Consider the following 786-nt stretch of genomic DNA (forward strand, 5'->3'; position numbering starts at 1 on the left):
CGCAGGGCGCGCAGGAAGGGGCCGATCAGCAGGCCGGCCATGAGGAGGCTGCCGAGGGCGACGCCGATCGCGGCGGAGCGCACGCCCCACAGGGCGTGGCAGCTGAGCAGGACGACCAGGATGCCGAGGTTGTAGGCGACGTAGATGCCGGCCGGGGCGGTGAAGCGGTGGTGGGCGCGCAGGGCGGCGGCGAGGTAGCCGGCGACGCCGAACGGCAGCACGGTGATCGCGGTGATCCGGGTGCAGGTGACGGCGAGTCGGGGGTCGGCGAGGCCGGGGGCGAGCAGGTCGACGAGTTGGGGGGCGCCGAGGGCGGCGCCGAGGGAGAGGGTGGTGAGGGCGAGGAGCAGCCAGGGCAGGGTGGCCCGGACGACCTGGCGGACGGGGTCGGGGCCGTCGGGGCGTTCCTCGCGGAGGACCAGGGCGAGGGCGAAGGCGGGCACCATGAGGAAGGACATGGCGTCCTCGATCAGCAGGGGTGCTGCGGTCTCGGGGACGGTCCAGGCGACCAGGAAGGCGTCGGTGCCCTGATTGGCGCCGAAGTAGCGGGCGAGCAGGAGGTCGCGCAGCAGTCCGAGGGCGGAGCCGGCGGCGCTGAGGACGGCGGTGACGCCGAAGGCCCTGGCGAGGAAGCGGCCGCGCGGGGCGGCGGCCGGTCCCGGTCCGGGCGGGGCGGGGCGGGGGGCCGGCAGGGTGGTGGGCACGACCGTCGGTTGGTCCGTCGTCATGGCGTGCCCGTCGGGGGTCGGGCCGCGCGGGCGGCGAGGCCGAGGACGATCGAGGTCA

The 786-nt window shown here is 76.3% G+C and carries 1 protein-coding gene; it reads right to left on the minus strand.

Annotated elements, in window-relative coordinates; all coding sequences use genetic code 11:
- Nucleotides 1–728 (minus strand): lipid II flippase MurJ (locus VR45_RS23130; RefSeq protein ID WP_045941737.1); only part of this gene is annotated, 728 nt, incomplete at its 3' end.
- Nucleotides 729–786 lie beyond the last annotated feature (58 nt).

It is taken from the genome of Streptomyces sp. NRRL S-495 (genome assembly GCF_000966955.1).
GTDB classification, from domain to species: domain Bacteria; phylum Actinomycetota; class Actinomycetes; order Streptomycetales; family Streptomycetaceae; genus Kitasatospora; species Kitasatospora purpeofusca.